Below are 21,485 nucleotides of genomic sequence, written 5' to 3'. Positions count from 1 at the left end.
ATTAAGATTTAAGAATTAAGAATTTATGTGGATCAGAAATGAAAAGGGTTGATCCTAATTATAAATTCTTAATTCCTAATTGGATTTAACTATCTCTATCTCTGTACCATTATTAAGTCTGTTTTGTGAAGAAATAGCTACTACTTCTCCGGACTGTAACCCCTCAATAACTTCGTATTCGTTACCAATCAGTTGGCCAATAGTAACTTTCCGGTAGTTAGAAACTCCATCTTTGCAAACATATACGTAGCGATCTGATGAACCGGTTTGTTTAACGATAGCCCGGTCGGGAACCATTACCCGGTTCTCACTTCCGTAGTTGAATGTTATACGGGCAAACATACCCGGCAAGATGCGCTCATCTGCATTCTTAATCTGTATTTCTACAGGAAAGGTGCGGGTGTCGGGATCTATGGAAGGGTGAATAAGTGTAATGGTGCCCGGAAATACTTCATTGCCATAAACATCGAGTTTAACTTCTACATCCATTCCTTTTTTTACTTTAGTCAGAAGAACTTCGGAAATATTTACCATCAACTTAACCGGGCGTATTTGTTCTACTATATAAATAGGAGTGCCTCCGTTATACATATCGCCATTATCATAGTTTCGTTTGGTCACTAAACCACTGATAGGGCTTGTTAGTATTGTATTTTCCAACAAGTTCTCGTAAGTTGATTTCGATATTTCGTAGGCTAATTTCTTAGCGTCCCAGGTTGATTTGGAGATACCGCCTACCTTGTATAGCTCGTTTACCCGCTCGAACTCGGTTTTGTCGTTTTCCATTTGCAGACGGGTTTGGTTCAGATTAACGGCATCCATTTCTACCAGTTTTTGCCCGGCGTTTACATGATCGCCCACTTCTACATATACTTTCTTTATGCGCATAGGGTTTTGTGGGGCAATGTTATTAACGATTTCAGCTTCTACGGTTCCTGTAAAGGTACCCAACTGATCTACCATTCTGGATGTCACTTTCAAGGCTTCCAGTTTGACTTTCTCTTGTGGAGTTTCCACAATTTTTTCTTTGTTGTTACAGCTTGCCAATAACAAGATGATAACTAAGGGAGTAATACCCGATAATGTTTTGAAGTTCATTGTTTTTATCTTATATGTAATATATTCTTTCACTGGATGGTTGCACCCACTGTTTTCTCTAAGGAAGATTTAGCTACGAGATAATTATATATAGACTGGTTCAGGTTTAACTGCGCCTGCGTAAGAGATAATTGGGAGTCGTTGATTTCCAGCAGTGTTCCTTCACCGGTTTCATAACGTTTCATGGTGATGGCGTAACTTTTTTCTGCTTCGGTTACTCCCGCACTTGCCGCACTGTATTGTTTAATACATGTACTCATTTGGTCGGTGTACTGTTTAACGGCCAATCTAAGATTACGTTCGGTATCCAAATACTGATCGGATAATTGCTTCTGGCTGATTTGTGCCTGCTTCACATTGGAGTAACGTTTTCCTCCGGAGAAGATAGGAACTTTCAGTGTGACTCCTATTGTGGTGTAGGGATCCCATTTATAGTGATTTATTTTGAAATCATTATTAGAGGATACCCAATCATATTTAAAATTCAAATTAAGTGATGGATAGTATTGAGCAATCTGTATTTGCTTATTCTTTTCGAGCTGTTCGTGCTGAAGATTCAATTGTTTTAATGTACTATTATTGGCAAGGCTTGTGTCCATTCCTATAAAATCGGGAATAAGATTCTCTTCGTAGTCAGACAAAGAACCTATGCATTCAATATCTTCTTCCAAATCAAGTCCCATTAAAGCCTTGAGTTGCCAACGTGCAAGGATTAATGAATTTTCGGCATCGTACATGTTTGGCTCTGCATTTTTAACGTTTACATTGGCGCGAATCAGATCATATTCAGCAAGTAGCCCTTGCTCATACTTTTGTTTAATTTCATTGTAATTATACACAGCATTATCATAAGCTTGTTTGTATACACCATGAGCATCTCTTGCTAATAATACTTGATAGAAAGAACGTTTAACCTGATCAATCAGATCAATTCTTGAAGATCGAGCTTTCTCAATAGCTAATTCCACATCGTATCCCGAAATCTTTAAGCTTTTCCAAAGCGGAATAGAGATTAGGGGCATACTGGCACTTACTCCTGCTCGCCAATCATTATCTCTTCCCGATTTAAGTCCACCACTCATGCCTTCAACGTTATCTATATACATTACTTGTTTATCGATGGTTCGTAGATAACTTGAGTTAAAATCTATTTGTGGAAATAAGTCGGCGTAAACACCCTTCTTTGCATATTGTTGTTTGCTGATTTCACGATCGGCAATATGTATGGTTGGGTTTTCGCTTAAAGCTATTTCCAGGGCCTGATCGAGTGTGATGTTCAGAGGCTCTTGAGTAGACTGAGCAAATGCCGGATAGGTGGTGAGAATACCTGCTATCCCCATTAGTGTCAGTATACATTTCTTTGTTTTCACGAGTTTCATTTTTTTTAATTGATTATATGGTTTACTAATACCTGTTTTACTTAATTACTGAATTTTCTATTGGTTATAGCAGTGAATTGGTTTAATTCTTCCATTCCTTTTTTGGTGCAAATGCCCCGAAGAAAGGCGAGCATAATGTAAGGTTGTTGCATGTTTTTCCAGTTGTTTACCTGGTCAACCAGAAGAGCAGCTATGCTTTCGTACTCAAAATCCGGTAAGAAATAACCTTCTTCTATTCCTTTGTGAAAGTAGCTCATATAGAGCTGATGCAGTTCAATGCGGAAAGAAACCAATTTATCGTATGCTTCTTGAAATCGTTGTACATCTTTGAAGAATGCCGGGCAGAAATTGGCGTTGTAATGAAACATATCTGTCAGGGTAAGCATTAATAACTCTATGGGGCTATTTGCTTCTTTTTCCGTCTTTCTTAATATTTTGGTTACCCGGTCTTTCTCATAGTCAAGGCATACGGATAAAAGTTCTTCTTTATTCTCAAATACATTGTATAATGTTTTTTTAGAAATTTGCAAAGCACCTGCAATTTGACTCATACTTACCCCCTTTATACCAAAATGAGAGAAAAGATTGATGGCTACTTTTGAAATTTTATCTTTTGACATACTATCCATATCATTACTTCCTTTTATCTTTGTTTTTATCTTGATTACTTTGCAAAGATCGGGAGAATACGAAGAAAACTTTTAGGTATAATTTGAGTTTTATTGGTTCGAAATTGACTGTCCGTTCTTAAAAAGTGTTCATCTTAGTTCGAATTTAACAATAGTTGTTCCATTTTGTATTCTTAGCATCTTGCTCTTATAGAAGAAAATGTAATTTTGCAGTATGGAAGAGATTAGATATGTAGCTTTACAGGAATTGGTAAAGGTTTTGAGGGTTGGAGATATTTATAATGACGAAGTAATTGTAATTGATGCCGCCGATCCTGAAATGAAGAAAAATTCTCCTAAAGAACTGCCGGTTCGGCTGGAGGCTTATTCGGCTATTTTTGTTTGTAAGGGCGAAGTAACCCTCACAATGGATTATCTTCCTTACCGGGTGACGCAGAATATGGTATTGGAATTATCTGATAAACACATGCTGAATGCTATCAGTGTATCTCATGATGCTAAGGGCTATTATGTTGTACTGTCTAAATCTTTATTTAGAGAATTGTTTACCCAGGTGTTTACGTTGCCCAAAGATTATATTGTGTATAGGCGTTTCACTCCGTTGCAAAAGTTCGATCCTAAAGATTTTCAGATGCTTGTTGATATCATCATTCGCCTGCAACAAAATATCCGGCGGAAAGATCATATCTTTTATCGAGGGATGATAATGAATGAAGTTGGGAACTTTGTTATGGAGCTTGCCGATATTAGTATGAAGAAGATGTCGCTATCAAAAACAGTGCATCGCCTGGGGCATAACGAAGAACTTGCCATGAAGTTTATGCAATTAATTGTTAAGCATGGTAAGGAGTGGAATGAGGTAAGCCAATATTCTACCGAACTTTGTGTGACTCCTGTATACTTGTCGAGAGCCATAAAAGCGGTAAGTGGCAGAACTGTGATGGATTGGATAAATGAAGCCCGCGTTTCCGAAGCAAAAATCTTACTTCGTTGCAGAGAAAACTCCATTCAGGATGTGTCGGAAGAGTTGCATTTCTCCGATCAGTCTGCTTTTGGGAAGTTCTTTAAGAAACATACGGGGATGTCTCCTTTGGAGTATCGGAGGAATTTCTAAAAACTTGATTTTAGTTACAAACCGGTTGTTACTTTACGAAAAAAGAGTTATTATTGCAGAATAAATAAGAAAATAGGGATTAATAAGAAAAGACAAAACAAAAATGAAAAGGATTCAAACATTTGCGTTGATTGGAGCTATAGTTGCTCCTATGATTTTTACTTCTTGTGAAGGTTGTGTACAGAAAACGGCAAAAAAAGTCACAGATATCGGATTTAGTGTAGCTGATGGTATTAGCGAATCATTGAACGAACATGGCGAGAAAACCAGCAAACAAATGACCGACGGATTGGGGTCTATCCTGAAAGGAGCCGGAAAAAGTGTTGACGAGCATTTAAATGCTCATGCTGCTCATGTAGCTTCTATAGGTAGCCGCACGTTTGTACAAATGCTTGATGGAACCATCGAAGGTTTTGGAGAAGGCTTTGCCGATCATTATGATGTAGTAGAGTTCGAAGGAGAATATCCACGAGGTGTGGCTCTTAAAAACTTTGGAAGAATAAAAGGCAAGCCCGTACTGGATGCTTACTTCTATGTATTAGAAAAGGGAGCTTATGACTGTACTTTTAACTTTGTAGATGCAGACGGAAAAGTACTACTGACTCGCGAAAGCTCGATGGAAAAAAATGATGAAACAAAGAATAATGTGGTAGTAAGTTTAGCTCTCGATACCAATGAAGAGAAACTGATTAAAGAAACAGTAAAAGCTCAGGTAAAAGTAGTTGTTAAGAAATAAACGCCCTATAAATAGTAAAATAGATCCTTGCAAGGGTATAAAAAACGGTCACTTCTCTCAAATAAAGTGACCGTTTTTCTATGGGTTCGTTTACCCGATTATATAATGCCTTGTGCCATCATTGCCTTGGCCACTTTCATGAATCCGGCCACATTAGCACCTTTTACATAGTTTATGTAACCATCTTCTTCGGTACCATACTTCACGCAAGCTTCGTGAATATCTTTCATTATGGTTTTCAGTTTTTCGTCTACTTCTTCTTTGCTCCAGCTTAGCTTAATTGAGTTTTGAGTCATTTCCAAACCCGATACCGATACACCGCCGGCATTGGCAGCTTTACCCGGGGCATAAAGAATTTTGGCATCTTGAAATACTTTGATTGCTTCGGGAGTAGAAGGCATATTTGCTCCTTCGGCAACAGCCATACAGCCGTTTGCTACAAGTGCTTTGGCATGGTCGCCATTCAATTCGTTTTGAGTAGCACATGGAAGGGCAATATCGCATTTTTCTCCCCATGGTTTAGCTCCTTCTACATATTTGCAACCATATTTATCGGCATATTCGCGGATACGACCACGGTAAAGGTTCTTCAATTCCATTACATAATCGAGTTTTTCGCGATCGATTCCTTCCGGATCATAGATATAACCATCAGAGTCGGACAGGGTAACCACTTTACCGCCCAGTTCCAATACTTTTTCGGCAGCATATTGAGCCACATTACCCGAACCTGAGATAGTACAAACTTTACCTTTAAGATCGGTTCCTTTAGTTTGAAGCATTTCCATCAGAAAGTAAAGAGTACCATAACCTGTAGCTTCCGGACGAATCAGTGAACCACCAAACTCACGACCTTTACCGGTGAAGGTGCCTGTAAATTCGTGTGTGAGTTTTTTGTACATACCATACATATAACCAACCTCACGACCGCCTACACCAATATCGCCGGCAGGAACATCTGTTTCAGGACCAATATGTCTCCACAGTTCCATCATAAATGCTTGGGTAAAACGCATAACTTCGGCTGCGCTTTTACCACGTGGAGAGAAGTCCGATCCACCTTTACCTCCACCCATAGGGAGGGTAGTTAATGAGTTCTTAAATGTTTGCTCGAATGCAAGGAATTTCAGGATCGAAAGATTTACCGATGAGTGAAAACGAAGACCGCCTTTGTAAGGGCCAATGGCGTTGTTGTGCTGCACACGGTATCCCATATTTGTTTGCACATTTCCTTTATCGTCTACCCATGTAACACGGAATTGATAGATTCTTTCCGGAATGCAAAGACGCTCAATGAGGTTCGCTTTGTCAAACTCAGGATGTTTGTTGTATTCTTCTTCGATGGTTGCCAGTACTTCTTCTACTGCTTGATGATACTCCGGTTCGTTGGGGAACCTTCTTTTCAAATCGTCTAATACCTTAACTGCATTCATAATGAGAATTCTTTTTGGGTTGATTGTTTTAAATAAAGTTATCCTTTTTTTGATTTAATCTTTGGCAAAAGTAAATAAAATAATTGAGTTTTCAATCATAATACATAAAAAATGATTGTATTTGCGTCTTTTTGCTTGTTTTCTTTCAGTTTATGAACTTTGTGTTTTTAAGAATTGCTTTGTTGGAAGCTATGTGGTAATATTCTCAACACATATAAAAGAACTTTTGAAGAAGGATTGAGAACCGGAATTTCTGATATACATATCATTCTTAAATGACGGCTTTGCCTATTTTTCCCCATCCGGGTGGAGAGAATTTCCACACCCGGATGGAGGAGCTTTCTACATCCGGATGGAGAAACTGCCTCCACCCGGGTGGAGGAAAAAGTCTAAAATTGGCAGTCAAAATCAGGGAAAGTCGCTCAAGAAGGCTCACAGCGTGACACTTGTGACACTTCTGTGATACTTTTCTGAAAAGTGTCACAGGTTATTTTATCCTGTAAATCAACTTGTTAGTGTGTCTGGTGACACTTGTGACACTTTTTGGCTGGAAAAATTGATCTGATAACTATTGGTTTTGTGAATCTTGCACGATGTACGCACCATTTTATCGCAGAACCATTAGAGTTATCTTCTCTTTCTCAACGACTTATATACCGGAATAAAAACAAAAGCACCGGACATTAAAATAGTTACAATAACAGGTCCGTCGATACGTTTTACAGATACAAGAACAATGTAGCATAGTGCTACCCAGAGTAGCACTATGCAAACTATTTGTGATTTTGAGAGGGGACGTTTCATTTAATTATTGTTTCTTCTTCTTCTCCACAATTGCATCAATGGCAGCCACTGCAGTAATATTCACAATATCGCGTACAGAGCTTTCTATATCTGTAAAGTGGATGGGTTTGTTCAATCCCATTTGTATAGGGCCGATTAGCTCTCCGCTTGTCATGGTTTGTAATAGCTGATAGCTTGAGTTGGCCGAACTTAAATTAGGGAATACCAGTGTATTAACATCTTTTTCTGCTAATTTACTGAAAGGATACTTAACATCGCGCAGCTCCTTGTTCATAGCGAAGTTTACCTGCATTTCACCATCAATAATCATATTAGGATAGTTTTTATGCATATACTCTACCGCTTTGTGAACTTTGGATGGGCTTCCTACCTGATCGGCACCAAAGTTAGAGTAAGATAACATGGCCAGCACCGGTTTGTGGTTGAAGAAGCGCACTGTTTGTTCTGTTAAACGAGCAATGTCTACCAAAGTATCTGTATCGGGATGGCGGTTGATTAATGTATCTGCCAGAAAATAAGTTCCCTTCTTACTGTTCAAAATATGCATGGTAGCAAAGTGATTGTACTCCGAACGAATACCTATTACCTCTTTAGCTACTTTGATGGTGTTGCTGTACTTAGTGTATAATCCGGTGATGAATGCATCTGCCTCTCCGGTTTCTACCATCATCATACCAAAGTAGTTGCGCTCGAACATTTTGTCGTTAGCCTCTTCGTAGGTAGCTCCTTCGCGAGCACGTTTTTCTGCAAGGATATGTGCATATCTCTCCCTACGTTCCGCTTCGCGGTCGTGGCGAAGATTGACTACCTCAATGCCATCCAAACTTAAATCGAGTTCTTTGGCCAGTTTCTCAATACGTTCGTCGTTGCCTAATAAGATAGGTTTGCAAATACCTTCGGCCTTAGCCTCAACAGCGGCTTTTAGCATGTTGGGGTGCCCACCTTCGGCAAATACTACACGTTGAGGGTCGGTACGGGCGGTATCATATAATTGACGTGTCAGTTTAGATTCATATCCCATCAGTTCGCGCAGGCGTACCTGATAAGCATCCCAGTCGGTGATGGTAGTGCGTGCTACTCCCGAAGTAATGGCTGCTTTGGCCACTGCCATAGATACCTCTGTAATCAGGCGTGGGTCGACAGGTTTCGGTATAATATAGAATTTGCCAAAGCTTAGGTTATTTACCTTATAAGCTTCGTTCACTATATCGGGCACGGCTTGCTTGGCCAGTCCGGCAATGGCGTGAACGGCTGCAATCTTCATTTCCTCATTGATGGCAGTGGCATGAGTATCTAATGCACCGCGGAAAATATAAGGAAAGCCAATTACGTTATTAATCTGGTTAGGATAGTCGGAACGTCCTGTTGCCATAATTACATCCGGACGCGATGCCATGGCATCTTCGTAAGAAATCTCCGGGGTTGGGTTGGCCAATGCAAATACGATGGGAGAAGGAGCCATGCTGCGAATCATATCCTGACTTACCACATTTCCTTTAGATAGTCCTAAGAACATATCTGCGCCTTTGATGGCTTCTTCCAATGTACGAATATCGGTACGGGCAGTAGCGAAGTATTTCTTTTGCTCGTTCAGGTCGGTACGATCCTGACTGATAACCCCCTTACTGTCAACCATTACTATATTCTCAAGTTTGGCCCCCAAGGATATGTATAATTTAGTACACGATACGGCCGATGCTCCGGCACCGTTTACAACGATCTTGATGTCTTCAATCTTTTTTCCGGCTACTTCCAGCGCATTCAGTAATCCGGCGCTGGAGATGATAGCTGTTCCGTGTTGGTCGTCATGCATCACCGGGATGTCGAGTTCTTCTTTCAGGCGGCGTTCTATTTCAAAACATTCCGGTGCTTTAATATCTTCGAGGTTGATTCCTCCGAAAGTAGGAGCAATGGCTTTTACTGCCTGAATAAACTTCTCCGGATCTTTTTCATCAAGTTCGATGTCGAATACATCAATCCCGGCATATATTTTGAATAGTAAACCTTTACCTTCCATTACAGGTTTTCCGCTTAATGCGCCAATGTCTCCTAAGCCAAGCACAGCAGTACCATTGGAGATTACAGCCACCAGATTTCCTTTAGCTGTATATTTATATGCATCCTGCGGATTCTTTTCTATTTCCAGACAAGGCTCGGCTACGCCCGGTGAATATGCTAATGATAAGTCGGTTTGGGTACTGTATGGTTTGGTCGGAATCACTTCTATCTTCCCGGGTTTACCTTGAGAGTGATAGAGTAATGCTGCTTCCTTTGTTATTTTAGCCATAGTTATTGAATGAATTTATTGAAATTAGACACAAACTTAAACAAAAATACTCGAACACAAAGGCACCGAGGCACAAAGAATAGATTAAAAAACTCTGTGTCTCCGTGCCTTTGTGTTTATTAAGCCTCTAATGCTTGCTTTATATCATTAATCAGATCTTCTACATTTTCTATTCCTACCGACAAACGGATTAAGTCGGGGCGTACTCCTGCTTCCATCAATTGCTCGTCGGAAAGTTGGCGATGGGTATGGCTTGCCGGGTGGAGCACACAAGTACGTGCATCGGCTACATGTGTAACAATTGCAATAAGGTTGAGATTATCCATAAATTTAATAGATGTGTCTCGTCCTCCTTTTAAGCCAAATGAAATAACTCCGCACGAACCGTTCGGCATATATTTTTGCGCCAAATCATAATATTTGTTGCCGGGCAGGTCGCAGTAGTTTACCCAAGCTACGCGTTCATCTTTTTCGAGGAACTCGGCTATGGCTTTGGCATTTGCGCAGTGTTGCTTCATGCGTAAATGTAAAGTCTCCAAACCAATGTTTAGTAAGAAAGCATTTTGCGGACTTTGAATACTTCCGAGGTCGCGCATCAACTGTGCAGTAGCTTTGGTGATATAAGCACCTTTACCAAAGGCTTTGGTATAAGTTAATCCATGATAAGATTCATCCGGAGTACATAAACCGGGGAATTTATCGGCATAAGCATCCCAATCGAAGTTTCCGCTGTCAACAATACATCCTCCTACGGCAGTGGCGTGCCCATCCATATACTTGGTGGTAGAATGAACAATAATATCTGCACCCCATTCAAAAGGACGACAATTGATAGGAGTAGGGAAGGTGTTATCAATAACTAAGGGTACTCCTTGTTTATGAGCAATACGGGCAAACTTCTCAATGTCCAGCACCTCTAATGATGGATTCGATACGGTTTCTCCGAATAATAGTTTGGTGTTGGGACGAAAAACAGCACCAATTTCCTCTTCCGAAGCATCCGGAGAAACAAATGTCACTTCGATACCCAGCTTTTTCATAGTAACAGCAAAGAGATTGAATGTTCCTCCGTAGATGGCACTGGAACATACAAAATGATCTCCTGCCTGGCATATATTGAAGATGGCATAAAAGTTGGCAGCTTGTCCGCTGGATGTAAGCATGGCAGCTACTCCACCTTCCAATGCCGCAATCTTAGCAGCTACTGCATCGTTTGTAGGGTTTTGCAGGCGAGTATAGAAATAGCCGCTTTCTTCCAAATCGAAGAGGCGCGCCATTTGCTCGCTTGTATCATACTTGAATGTTGTACTCTGATAGATGGGTAACACGCGTGGTTCCCCTTTTTTAGGTTGCCAACCTGCTTGTACACACAGGGTTTCCGGCTTTAACTTTTCCGACATAGCGAGTGTAATAATTAGTTTGATTGCAAAGATACTAATTCTCTTAAATTCTAATCAAAATGTAACCTATTTCTTGCGATATTGGTTGATTGTGTAACCAATATTTAGGTATAGATATTGCGAACGTGTTAAATTTGTAGATCGAACTCCAAAGGTGGCGAATAAATTATCGACAAGATATACTTTAAGACCATAAATCTGGTAAAGGCGCTGATCTCTTTTGTTGGGATGGAGCACATCGTAGCCTAAGTTTGCAAAAATAGAATAGCCCGGCATGGTTACTTCTCCTTTCAGAGATAAGCCCACAGAGAAACGGTCTTCCGGTTTTCCGAGTTTACAATATTCGGAATATTTTCCTGTGTGAGCATCTGTTTCTCCCCAAAAGGAGGCATTTGCGCTTTCATCATAAACACTCTCTATGCTTGGTCCCCACATAAAACGGCGAGTGTTGTGCAGCATATAGCTGTAACTTATGCCTGCAACTTTAAACCTTTTTCTGGGATACTTGCTCATTAAATCATTTTCCAATTCATCGAGTTTGATTGTACGGGTAGTGAACATAACAGCAAAATCATGAGCAGTACGTTTATTAAACTTAGGGGGTAGAAAGGTTGCCTTATCCATTAATTTAGTTTCTTCCTTTGCATGTAAATTATAGGCTAATTCCACAAAGGCAGATAGAGAGTTTAAACCATTATTGGGGGTACGCAGCGCACCATTAGAATAATGATTAATGCTAAGGCCGGTATGTAAATCAAACTTTTGCGATAACTTCCATTTAAAGTACCAACTTCCGGCAAGATGAACATTGACCGAAGACCCTAAAGCTATAAACGCCGGATTGTCGAAGGTATCATAGTGTTTCCAGTTGAAAGAAGCTCCTAAGTTGATTTCGTAATGTAGAGATGTTCTGGTATTCAACTCTTTAAGTCTTCCTCCCTGAAAAAGGAAAACAGAAAAAGGATCTCCCATCTCTTTTCTCGAAAAATGGGGGAGATAAACTCCAATACCTTTATAGGGTAAGCCAAATTCATAGTCTTGCCAACTGTTTCCCTTTGCCTTAAAGCCATATTTCAATGTCAGAGCGGTGAGATGAGGCGCTATATGTTTTCCGGAAACAACTTTTCGAGTAGGCAATATAATACCATCACTCAGATTAACAGCGATGAATTGCGGACATTTGGATTTTATGGAGTCATCGGCCAAAGCTGTCAAGCCTATACAAGCAATAAGCAGGCTGATGAAGAATTTTTTCTTCATTGGAATGATATTTCTCGGCAAATGTACATAAAAAGAATGATTCATAAACGAGTTGAATAAGAAACAATTATTCTATTTATAGAGGAAATAGAGTAAGAAAAAAGAGACATTAAAACAAAGACAACTGTTGTTCTGTCTTCTTTAATTTTTCTTTGATTGGTTTAGTGTAACTGCTTGATAAACCATAGCGGTTTCTTAATTCATTTACCATTTCGTATAATCCGCTTTTGTATTCTTTTCCGGCTCCTCCTTTTTTGTATAGTTCTGCTAAAGATTCGTATAAGTCGGGATACTGCTCATTTATGAATTTAAGAAAGTTTCCTTTGGTGTTTCCCCGGAGATAAAGCGTGCCCGGCAAGAAATAATCTGCTCCGCAATCTTTGGCATTACTGCACAGTGCTTCCATATTCTCACGACTATCTGTAAGATAAGGTATAATTGGCATAACATGTACTCCGATAGATGCATTTGTTTTTCTGAACTCTTTCAGCATAGCGAAGCGACGAGCAGAGCTGACACCGCCCGGCTCCAGCTTTTCCCTCACCGATTCGTTCACCGTAGTAATGGTGGCAGCTACATTAATATAGGTGATTTGTGACAGTTGATCTATTAAATCATAATCGCGAAGAATCAGATCGGATTTGGTAGAGATAATGGCTGGGGTTCTATATTTAATCAGCAATTTAAGGATATCCGGCATAAAGCGGAATTCTTCTTCAATAGGTTGATAGCTATCGGTTACGCCTCCTATATTTACAATTTCTCTTTTCCATTGAGGGCTTCTCAGTTGCTCTTCCAGCTTTTCTACGATATTTGTTTTCACCACAATATCATTATAGAAGTCTTTCTTTTCTAAATATTTGTGAGAATATTGTGCGAAACAATATTGGCAACCATGTTGGCATCCTCTGTATATATTTAAGTCCCACCCGTATGGTATTTTACGCTTGAGTTTATTGATAGCCGTTTCACAGGTTACTAATTCAATATTGGGTGTTGAAGTAGGTTTCATCTTTTTTGTTTAGCCATTATAATCATTTACTTACATTTGGTTGCCCGTAAATATAAATATTCTCCATCGTAGAACATGACATCTATGATATTGCTGGCATCATTTATCGGATCCTGATCTTTATACATAAAATCATATTCTCTTTGGCGAATATCTGAATCTTGATTAGGGGTAAGAGAATTCGAACCTACACCTATAAAAGTCCATATCCCAACACGCTGTCCATTTATCATTTGTCCTCTCTCTTTCAGGATTTCATTTCTATAATGCCTGTATTTTCCTGTGCCATTTTTGAAGTTTGTTTCAAAAATGAGATTTCCTGAATTATCATATATTGTCAAATCACCATGAAAGAGTCCATGTTTATATTGTTCTTTTCTGATAACATTCCCCATTTTGTTATAGTATATCCATTCTCCATGTGGTTTTCCATATACCAAATGTCCCAAAACAGCACGCTTACCTGTATCGTAATAGTAATCATTATAACAACCTGTACCATTGACAAATATTGTTTTATCTAATTGCTCTCCGTTTAACTCATAAACTTTTCTCACCCCGTGAAGTACCCCATCTTTATAACTTTCCTCTATAACTTTTCTCGTATCGTACTTCCCTTCAAAATAATCACTGATATACTTTGTCCATAAACCTTCTTTTTTTCCATTAATGAATACTCCTTTTATATATCCAGCGCACTTATGAACATCTGTGTGTACATCGCTAATATGGGTAGTATCCTGATGTTTATAAACTTCTTCTTCGAAATAGAAAGTGAGGTTCTCTCGATTGGAAAGGTAAAGACTGTCCCATGCTTCCAAGGTTTTGTTCAAAAGAGGAAACTCAACACTCTTATTAAATGAATGGAAAATTCCATCGTCGTCAATTGCTACCCACTTTATGTAGGTACTGTTGCCTATCTTTGTGTTTTCATTTAGCATGCCCTGTAGCTGTACTCCTTCCTGATAAAAATGGCTCATTTGTATTATAATCTCTTCCACATCATTTTGTGCAGATAAGGAAGCGGATATTAGCAAAAAAGTGATTAATAAGATTATTTTTTCCATTTTATGAATGATAAGTTTTAATTTCATATTGCATCCGGTCCCATTGCCATCTGAAAAAAGAAATAAGTTTAGGCCCATGTGTTTTATTATACTCTATAATATTATCGATGGACTAAATAAGGCAGATGAGGGACAAAATTAGTAAAATAATTATTAGAAATAAAGACTTATTTTTAATAGCTTTGTATCGTTTTACTAATAATTTGATACGATGGATAAATTATTTCTACTATTACCAACCTTGATAGCCTTACTATCTGCTATTTCGAGATTATAACTAAATAACTAAAATACGATCTCTATGAGAATTACATTACTTAAACTTGTATCTGTTCTGATTTTTATATCAGCAACGCAGGTGATTACCGCACAGAATAGTTCTATGCCTTACTGGAAAGACCTGAATGTGCTTAGTGTGAATAAAGAACTTCCGCGTACTGCTTTTATGAGCTACCAGGATGCTGAGAGTGCTTCACAAATGAACTATGCCTTAAGTAATAACCATCTATCGCTGAATGGAGTTTGGAAATTCTATTTCGTAGATGATTATAGAAAACTGCCGGATAACGTTGCAGCACCGGGACTTAATTTGAGTGACTGGCACGAGATTAAAGTACCCGGCAACTGGGAACTGCAAGGTTTTGGCGAAGCTTTCTATGTAAACACATATTATGAATTTGCTACTCACAATCCGGTTCCTCCATTATTACCGGAAAATAACCCGGTAGGTGTATACCGTACCGACTTTTTGTATCAGGAAGAGCAATGGAAAGATAAGGATGTATATTTGCATATTGCCGGAGCAAAATCGGGTGTATATGTATATGTAAATGGTAAAGAAGTGGGCTATAGCGAGGATTCTAAGGATCCGGCAGAGTTTAATATTACTTCTTACCTGAATCCCGGAAAGAACGAACTGACCATAAAGATATTCCGTTGGAGTACCGGATCGTGGTTGGAGTGTCAAGACTTCCTAAGGGTGAGTGGTATAGAACGTGATGTGTTTATCTGGGCACAACCCAAAACGGCTATCCGGGATTTTGTAATAAAACCAACTTTGGATGATACATACACAAATGGTCTTTTTACCTTGAATATGCTATTAAAGAACGGAAGCGAAGCTAAACACAAGCTAACCGTAAAATACGAACTGCAAGATAAGAGCGGAAAAGCCGTATTGTCCGGTTCGAAAGAAATAGATATGATAAACGGGGAAAATCAGACAGTAACCTTTGATGGCACCATTCCCGCAGTAGCTACCTGGACTGCCGAACACCCCAACCTCTACCAATTGCTGATGACAGTAGAAGAAGGTGGTAAAGTGCTGGAAGTTGTTCCTTTCAGAGTAGGTTTCCGTAAAATAGAACTCAAAACAACCGATATTATTGTAAACAAGAAACCGCTGAAACTTTTCTATATAAACGGGCAACCCATTAAGTTTAAAGGAGTGAACATTCACGAAACAACGGAAGATGGACACTACATTACCCCGGAACAAATGCGACGCAACTTTGAGTTGATGAAGCTGAATAATATCAATGCGGTTCGTCTTAGCCACTATCCACAAGATCGTAAGTTCTACGAAATGTGCGATGAGTTTGGTTTGTATGTTTATGATGAAGCCAATATAGAATCGCACGGAATGGGTTATACCATTCATCAAGACGATATGCGCAAAGGTGCCGCAGGGCATATTGATGGCAGAAAGAGAGGTACACTCGGACATAACCCAGACTTTAAAGCAAGCCATCTTTCTCGTATTCAGAATATGTTTCAACGGAATAAGAACCATGCCAGTGTAACAATATGGTCTTTAGGAAATGAAGGAGGAAACGGTTTTAACTTCTATGAAGCCTACACTATGCTGAAAGATGCCGACCGGGATCTAATGAACCGTCCGGTATGTTATGAAAGAGCGTTGGAAGAGTGGAATACAGATATGATTGTGCCTCAATACCCATCTGCCGGTGCTTTTGAATATTATGGTAAAAACGGAAGAAGAGTGAATGGAACAGATAACCGTCCGTTTATTCCTTCAGAATATGCACACGCAATGGGTAATTCAACCGGAAGCTTATACGAGCAATGGGAACAAGTATATAAATACCCTAACCTACAAGGAGGATTTATCTGGGAATGGATTGATCATGCTGTGAAAATCGAAGATGCAGAAGGAAGACCTTTCTGGGCGTATGGAGGAGATTTCGGCGTAAATCAGGCATCCGATGGAAACTTTGTGGCAGATGGTATCATAAATCCCGATCAGAATCCTCATCCGGCAATGGCAGAGGTGAAGTATGTATATCAAAATGTAGGCTTCGAGGCTGTTGACCTAAGTAAAGGAGAAATTAAAATAAAGAATAGATTCTACTTTACCAATCTTTCCGATTATCGGGTGAAGTATAAACTGTTGGAGAATGGAAAGAAAATCAGCGAAGGTTTATTAGCTTTGAATGTAGAACCTCAAGATTCTGTAAACGTTAATATCCCGGTAGCTAAACTGAAAGCCAAACCGGGCATAGAGTATTTCCTGAACTTTGAAGTTACTTCCAAGAAAGCAGAGCAGCTTGTTCCTGCCGGACATTTAGTAGCTTACGATCAATTTGAGTTACCTATAAAGGCAGAGAAGCCTGCACTTAAAAACACAAATGGTCCGGCACTTTATCTAATAGAGTCAAATGATATTCTTTCTGTAACATCATCCAAAGTTTCTTTTGTTTTTGATAAGAAACAAGGTATCGTATCTTCTTATAAAGTAGGATCTCAAGAATACTTTGCCGAAGGATTTGGTATTCAACCTAACTTCTGGAGAGGACCAAATGACAATGATTACGGTCATGGTATGCCTAAACGTACGCAAGTATGGAAACAGTCGAGCAAGAACTTTAAGATAGCCGATTGTTCTGTGAAGATGGAAGGTAAGTCGGCCGTTCTAACTGTAAATTATGCTTTGGCAGCAGGAAACAACTACATCGTAAAATACACTGTATATCCTTCGGGAGTAGTTCATGCTTCTTTAATATTAACTCCTGTAGAAGCTGCCGAGATACCACGTATTGGAGTACGATTCCGTTTACCTGCCACCATGAATCAGGTGCAGTACCTGGGACGCGGACCGGAAGAAAATTACGCAGATCGTTATAAAGGTACTTTAGTAGGATTATATAAAACTACAGCAGAAGAAATGTACTACCCTTATGTTCGCCCTCAGGAAAACGGACATCATACAGACACCCGTTGGTTATCATTGAATACTCCACAAGGCAAAGGTCTATTAATTGAAGGAGATACCCCTATAGGCTTCAACGCTTTACATAATTCCGTAGAAGACTTCGACTGTGAAGAATCGGACGCAGATTATCAGTGGACAAATATGTCTGAAGAGCAAAAAGCCAACCATGATGTAGAGAAAGCCAGAAATGTGCTTAGAAAACAAACTCATGAGTATGACATCGTTCCAAGAGACTTTGTAGAAGTATGCCTCGACTTGAAACAATATGGAGTTGGAGGCTATGATAGCTGGGGAGCTAAACCCGAACCTGCTTATACGATTTATCCGAATAAAGAGTATAGCTGGGGATTTACGCTGAAACCATTATAAATTCTTTCTTCTGTAGATTGGATTGATACGCGGAAAAAGCGGAATGAGCAGATGAACACGGAAAAGAAATAAAAAATCCGCGTTCATCCGCTCATTCCGCTTTTTCCGTGTACCCATTTAGTGTCTTTATAGATATTCAAATGCTTTATTAATAACCAACAAATCGCTATCTTTCAAAAAAAACAATTCAAATTGTAACTTTTACCTTTCTTATCTCTCTTATATATAAATGCCCATTTAACTAAAGAATGAAACTGAAAGAATTCAAGAGAGACATTTTGCCTTTAAGAGATAAGCTCTTTCGCATTGCCCTACGCATTACCTGTAATCAGGAGGAAGCCGAGGATATTGTGCAAGATGTAATGTTGAAGATGTGGCAGATTAGAGATGAATGGGATACTATTGAAAGTAAGGATGCTTATTGCTGTATAATGTCTCGCAACTTCGCTTTCGGTCGCTTAAAGTTAAAAGATAATCAAACAGAGCAAATAGATGTAGGTTTACTACAGATAAAAGAAGAAAGCATACCATCTACTTTCTTAGAGCAACAAGAAGAATCGCTGGTGCTTAAACACCTGATTGGACAACTGCCCGGAAAAGAAAAAGCCATAGTAGAATTAAGGGAGTTCGAAGAAATGAGCTATAAAGAAATTGCACAAACTTTAGAACTTACCGAAAGCCAGGTTAAGATTAATCTTTTCAGAGCACGGCAGAAGATAAAGGAACTTTTTATGAAGTTTGATAAGAACAATTATTTCCACAACTCATAATTCAAGTGAATATGAAAAAAGAGAATATTGAAGAATTGTTAGATAAGTATTGGTTGTGCGAAACAACAATGGAAGAGGAAAAAGAACTATATCAGTTCTTTATGGAAGAAGATGTGCCAGAACACTTGACTAAATATAAGGAGCTGTTTCGTCTAAAGACAGAAGAAAGGGAACCTGCATTGGATGAACAATTTGATACTAAAATATTGAGTTTAATCGCTGAAAAAGAAAAAACAATTAAACGATATAAGGTTTCTTTATTTTTTAAGGTAGCTGCGGCTGCTGTTATCTTCCTTGTGGTTTGTTTGAACATTCAACCGCCGGCATCTAAGGAGAATCCCTGGGAACAGGATACATACGAAACTCCAGAGGAAGCACTGGCAGAAGTACAAAGGGTATTTAATTTTGTATCAGATCAATTTGAAAGAGGACAAGATATTGTAGATAAAAATATGAAAAACGTGGAACCGGTGACCAAACTGTTTAGATAGTTTTAATGATGTAATAAATGAAAAGAAAGATATGAAGAAGATTTTATTATTGTTAGGAGGACTTGCGTTGTGGACTTCTGTCTGCGCACAGGATATTGTGGCAGACTTTCAACAAAAGTATGAGAAGGATGCTTCGTTTTCATGTGTGAATATCACCAAGAAAATGTTTCAACTGATTGGAGCTATGGCGAATACAGATGAACAAGGTATCATAAATGATTTGGATGGTTTGAGGGTACTTAATTCCAGTCAGAATAGTCAGTCGCATTATAAAAACGCACTTGCTATGATGAATAAATCCGGCTTTGAAGAGCTGGTAAGCATTGAGGAAGCTAAAGAAAAAACTCAAATGTTTACGAAAGAATCAAAAGGAGTTATTTCTTCCTTAGTGATTATAACAGAGAATGAGGGTGAATTTTCGATGATCGGAATCTTTGGGAAGGTTGATTTAAAAAAGATATCTTCCTTAGCCAACTCAATGAATGTAGAAGGACTAAAAGCTTTAGAAAATATACCAGATAAAAAGAAAAAATAGAAAATATGAGAAAGATAATCGTAGCATTAATTTTAGTATCCTTTGCTGCCAATATTGCACAGGCACAGGTGAGTTTCGATGATATTTATAGAAAATATAAAGAAAAGGAACGAGTGTTTGTTAGTACAGAGGAGGAAGTGAAAAGTTTAATCGAGGGAACCTCATCTTGTTGGGTGTTGGAGTCCAGAGAAAAGGATAAATCTGCGTTGAAGGAAGATATCCGAATATTTATAGAGAGTAATAAGTTGGAGACATATATAGAAGGAATAGAAGGAAACAAACAGTATGGCATATATGCTTTAGGGGAAGGCTGGTATTTTAATCAGATGTTAATTATTGAGGAAGGTGAAAAGGTATATAAAGTAATGTATTTGCAAGGAAAATATCTGAAAGATACCATTAAGGCCTTCTCTTTTAAAACAGATACTAAGAGCGTTTTCTCTATAAATGGTAATATGCTTCAGTATCAACAAAATCGTCCGAATGAATCCGGGCGTGGTGGTACTATCGGTATGCAGAGAAGCACCAAACTAAGTAAGCGAGAGCAATGGGAAAAATTATCTGCCTGGAGAACGAAGAATATAGATAAATATCAGATAGAAAAAGTAAGGGAAGATGAAAAAAACGGGATATTGGATATCTTGATAAAAAAAAGACTTTCTTTAGAACTGGAAGCAGTTGAAGATGAATTTGTTAGATTTGATCTTGCGTTATTTGTGCAAATTGATTGTAAGGAAGGAAGCTATAAAGTCTATTTGACAAATAAACACATACAATATGCTTTTCTGAAATCTTCATCAGAAATGGATGCTGTTTTACCTACCGGATTAAAGAATAGAATTTCACAACAATTGGAAGAAATCAATCTGTTTAATTCTGAATACTTTCAGAGCAAGTATGATCGTCCCAACTGCTGGTTATTAAACTCCAATGTTTGGGATGATAAGAATGTTGGCGAAAAGTATAAATCTGTAGGAAGTAATTTCAATACTTTGTATATAATGGCCGAAGAAGAATGGTCGGAAATAATTGATGATTTAGTGCAAGCTTTTGGGGATAGATATAAGATGGAACATGTTAATAAATTAAGAAAGAAATGATGAAAGCAATATTGATATTTACCGGGTTAATTGTTGGGGTGTGTATGAATGCGGTGCAGGCACAACAAAAAATTACGCAACGACAGGTTATTCATAACTATGTAATATCCGAAGTACTGGATGAATGGAGTAGAAGCAAAGGAGATATTAAGGTTCATGGACATTATGCAAGCAATAGATGGGAAGGTGATAATAAATGCATCATTAAACGGGGAAAAGCATTTGCCCTAAGTACTGATGCAGCTTCAAGGGATTGTGTAGATCTACAATTTACCGGGGAATTGGAAATTACTTACGAAAATGGTAAAGTTTCTGTTGAGAAAAATAGTGATAGCTATGTAGAAATTGAAATAAGGGAATGTTCTTTGAAAGGTCTTCCGGAAGAGACGCAAAGAACGATTCAGAAGCAAGTAGAACAAATAAAAGAAATCTCAAATAAATATTTTAATGGTTCTTATCAATGGCCCATTGATTTTCAATTCGATTCTTCTTTAAAGAAGAGCATAAAGAAAGGAGATTTTGATCCGTTCGAATTAATGAAAACTTGTAAGAAACAGGAAAAAGAGATGATAGGTGTTGTTCGCGAAGCACTAAAGAAGAGGGGATTGCTTAATAAGTAGTGGCTTGTTTGTGCCCATTGCCACAGTTGTGTCACAACAGTGCCAAGCTCATTGTCTTTTTGTAGATATGGTTGACTCTTTAACGACTCAACCAATGAAAGAAAAGAAGTCCAACGATGCTCACGCTTTTCATTTTCGGATTCGTGAGA

Annotated in this window: 17 protein-coding genes; 8 read left to right on the top strand and 9 right to left on the bottom strand. The window is 38.6% G+C overall.

The window, feature by feature from the left end:
* Positions 1–75: 75 nt before the first annotated feature.
* The 3 genes from D0T60_RS15130 to D0T60_RS15120 are packed head-to-tail and all read right to left on the bottom strand — an operon-like array spanning position 76 to position 3,106.
* Positions 76–1,098, bottom strand: a complete 1,023-nt coding sequence (locus D0T60_RS15130) for an efflux RND transporter periplasmic adaptor subunit (RefSeq protein WP_163218972.1) — start codon at positions 1,096–1,098, stop codon at positions 76–78.
* Positions 1,099–1,127: 29 nt separating this feature from the next.
* Positions 1,128–2,477, bottom strand: coding sequence for a TolC family protein (locus tag D0T60_RS15125; RefSeq protein ID WP_239059577.1), 1,350 nt, complete (start codon positions 2,475–2,477; stop codon positions 1,128–1,130).
* A gap of 41 nt (positions 2,478–2,518) precedes the next feature.
* Positions 2,519–3,106, bottom strand: a complete 588-nt coding sequence (locus tag D0T60_RS15120; protein ID WP_163218971.1) for a TetR/AcrR family transcriptional regulator — start codon at positions 3,104–3,106, stop codon at positions 2,519–2,521.
* 214 nt (positions 3,107–3,320) lie between these two features.
* On the opposite strand from D0T60_RS15120, the gene D0T60_RS15115 reads away from it, so the two are divergent.
* Complete coding sequence (locus D0T60_RS15115; RefSeq protein ID WP_163218970.1) at positions 3,321–4,220, top strand: AraC family transcriptional regulator; 900 nt, start codon at positions 3,321–3,323, stop codon at positions 4,218–4,220.
* 103 nt (positions 4,221–4,323) lie between these two features.
* Positions 4,324–4,956: a hypothetical protein gene (locus tag D0T60_RS15110; protein WP_163218969.1), complete on the top strand. Its 633-nt coding sequence runs from the start codon at positions 4,324–4,326 to the stop codon at positions 4,954–4,956.
* 98 nt (positions 4,957–5,054) lie between these two features.
* Here the strand turns inward: D0T60_RS15110 and D0T60_RS15105 are convergent, their stop codons facing one another.
* The 6 genes from D0T60_RS15105 to D0T60_RS15080 all read right to left on the bottom strand — a co-directional run bounded on the left by D0T60_RS15105 (position 5,055) and on the right by D0T60_RS15080 (position 14,219).
* Positions 5,055–6,389: an NADP-specific glutamate dehydrogenase gene (locus D0T60_RS15105; RefSeq protein ID WP_163218968.1), complete on the bottom strand. Its 1,335-nt coding sequence runs from the start codon at positions 6,387–6,389 to the stop codon at positions 5,055–5,057.
* Between the two features lie 808 nt (positions 6,390–7,197).
* Entirely contained in the window at positions 7,198–9,480 is a 2,283-nt protein-coding gene (locus tag D0T60_RS15100; protein ID WP_163218967.1) for an NADP-dependent malic enzyme, read from the bottom strand.
* Positions 9,481–9,599: 119 nt separating this feature from the next.
* A complete protein-coding gene (locus D0T60_RS15095) occupies positions 9,600–10,880 on the bottom strand; it encodes an O-acetylhomoserine aminocarboxypropyltransferase/cysteine synthase family protein (RefSeq protein ID WP_163218966.1) in 1,281 nt (426 codons plus the stop codon).
* A 66-nt stretch (positions 10,881–10,946) separates the two neighbouring features.
* Positions 10,947–12,140: an acyloxyacyl hydrolase gene (locus tag D0T60_RS15090; RefSeq protein ID WP_163218965.1), complete on the bottom strand. Its 1,194-nt coding sequence runs from the start codon at positions 12,138–12,140 to the stop codon at positions 10,947–10,949.
* A 109-nt stretch (positions 12,141–12,249) separates the two neighbouring features.
* On the bottom strand, positions 12,250–13,152 hold the full coding sequence (locus tag D0T60_RS15085; RefSeq protein WP_163218964.1) for a radical SAM protein: 903 nt from the start codon (positions 13,150–13,152) through the stop codon (positions 12,250–12,252).
* A 26-nt stretch (positions 13,153–13,178) separates the two neighbouring features.
* Positions 13,179–14,219, bottom strand: coding sequence for a toxin-antitoxin system YwqK family antitoxin (locus D0T60_RS15080; protein WP_163218963.1), 1,041 nt, complete (start codon positions 14,217–14,219; stop codon positions 13,179–13,181).
* 301 nt (positions 14,220–14,520) lie between these two features.
* Between D0T60_RS15080 and D0T60_RS15075 the strand changes: the two genes are divergently transcribed.
* The 6 genes from D0T60_RS15075 to D0T60_RS15050 all read left to right on the top strand — a co-directional run bounded on the left by D0T60_RS15075 (position 14,521) and on the right by D0T60_RS15050 (position 21,336).
* On the top strand, positions 14,521–17,820 hold the full coding sequence (locus tag D0T60_RS15075) for a glycoside hydrolase family 2 TIM barrel-domain containing protein (protein WP_163218962.1): 3,300 nt from the start codon (positions 14,521–14,523) through the stop codon (positions 17,818–17,820).
* A 248-nt stretch (positions 17,821–18,068) separates the two neighbouring features.
* Positions 18,069–18,590 (top strand): RNA polymerase sigma factor, encoded by a 522-nt coding sequence (locus D0T60_RS15070; protein WP_163218961.1) that lies wholly within the window; start codon positions 18,069–18,071, stop codon positions 18,588–18,590.
* An 11-nt stretch (positions 18,591–18,601) separates the two neighbouring features.
* On the top strand, positions 18,602–19,081 hold the full coding sequence (locus D0T60_RS15065) for a pyruvate ferredoxin oxidoreductase (RefSeq protein WP_163218960.1): 480 nt from the start codon (positions 18,602–18,604) through the stop codon (positions 19,079–19,081).
* A 31-nt stretch (positions 19,082–19,112) separates the two neighbouring features.
* Entirely contained in the window at positions 19,113–19,616 is a 504-nt protein-coding gene (locus D0T60_RS15060) for a DUF4252 domain-containing protein (protein ID WP_163218959.1), read from the top strand.
* Positions 19,617–19,621: 5 nt separating this feature from the next.
* Complete coding sequence (locus D0T60_RS15055) at positions 19,622–20,716, top strand: DUF4252 domain-containing protein (RefSeq protein WP_163218958.1); 1,095 nt, start codon at positions 19,622–19,624, stop codon at positions 20,714–20,716.
* Positions 20,713–21,336, top strand: a complete 624-nt coding sequence (locus tag D0T60_RS15050; RefSeq protein WP_163218957.1) for a hypothetical protein — start codon at positions 20,713–20,715, stop codon at positions 21,334–21,336. Before D0T60_RS15055 ends, D0T60_RS15050 begins: the two co-directional genes overlap by 4 nt.
* The last annotated feature ends 149 nt before the right edge of the window (positions 21,337–21,485 follow it).

Origin of the sequence: Bacteroides sp. 224, from assembly GCF_010500995.1 — a bacterium.
Classification (GTDB): Bacteria; Bacteroidota; Bacteroidia; order Bacteroidales; family Bacteroidaceae; genus Bacteroides.
Note: the sequence above shows the minus strand (reverse complement) of the source record. Positions and strands in the feature narration are given on the sequence as shown.

Excerpts from the sequence above, each read along its gene's own strand:
- D0T60_RS15115 (WP_163218970.1), top strand. The coding sequence starts at position 3,321 with ATGGAAGAGATTAGATATGTAGCTTTACAGGAATTGGTAAAGGTTTTG.
- D0T60_RS15080 (WP_163218963.1), bottom strand. The coding sequence starts at position 14,219 with ATGGAAAAAATAATCTTATTAATCACTTTTTTGCTAATATCCGCTTCC.
- D0T60_RS15130 (WP_163218972.1), bottom strand. The coding sequence starts at position 1,098 with ATGAACTTCAAAACATTATCGGGTATTACTCCCTTAGTTATCATCTTG.
- D0T60_RS15065 (WP_163218960.1), top strand. The coding sequence starts at position 18,602 with ATGAAAAAAGAGAATATTGAAGAATTGTTAGATAAGTATTGGTTGTGC.
- D0T60_RS15060 (WP_163218959.1), top strand. The coding sequence starts at position 19,113 with ATGAAGAAGATTTTATTATTGTTAGGAGGACTTGCGTTGTGGACTTCT.
- D0T60_RS15110 (WP_163218969.1), top strand. The coding sequence starts at position 4,324 with ATGAAAAGGATTCAAACATTTGCGTTGATTGGAGCTATAGTTGCTCCT.
- D0T60_RS15090 (WP_163218965.1), bottom strand. The coding sequence starts at position 12,140 with ATGAAGAAAAAATTCTTCATCAGCCTGCTTATTGCTTGTATAGGCTTG.
- D0T60_RS15050 (WP_163218957.1), top strand. The coding sequence starts at position 20,713 with ATGATGAAAGCAATATTGATATTTACCGGGTTAATTGTTGGGGTGTGT.
- D0T60_RS15125 (WP_239059577.1), bottom strand. The coding sequence starts at position 2,477 with ATGAAACTCGTGAAAACAAAGAAATGTATACTGACACTAATGGGGATA.
- D0T60_RS15055 (WP_163218958.1), top strand. The coding sequence starts at position 19,622 with ATGAGAAAGATAATCGTAGCATTAATTTTAGTATCCTTTGCTGCCAAT.
- D0T60_RS15070 (WP_163218961.1), top strand. The coding sequence starts at position 18,069 with ATGAAACTGAAAGAATTCAAGAGAGACATTTTGCCTTTAAGAGATAAG.
- D0T60_RS15075 (WP_163218962.1), top strand. The coding sequence starts at position 14,521 with ATGAGAATTACATTACTTAAACTTGTATCTGTTCTGATTTTTATATCA.
- D0T60_RS15095 (WP_163218966.1), bottom strand. The coding sequence starts at position 10,880 with ATGTCGGAAAAGTTAAAGCCGGAAACCCTGTGTGTACAAGCAGGTTGG.
- D0T60_RS15085 (WP_163218964.1), bottom strand. The coding sequence starts at position 13,152 with ATGAAACCTACTTCAACACCCAATATTGAATTAGTAACCTGTGAAACG.
- D0T60_RS15100 (WP_163218967.1), bottom strand. The coding sequence starts at position 9,480 with ATGGCTAAAATAACAAAGGAAGCAGCATTACTCTATCACTCTCAAGGT.
- D0T60_RS15120 (WP_163218971.1), bottom strand. The coding sequence starts at position 3,106 with ATGGATAGTATGTCAAAAGATAAAATTTCAAAAGTAGCCATCAATCTT.
- D0T60_RS15105 (WP_163218968.1), bottom strand. The coding sequence starts at position 6,389 with ATGAATGCAGTTAAGGTATTAGACGATTTGAAAAGAAGGTTCCCCAAC.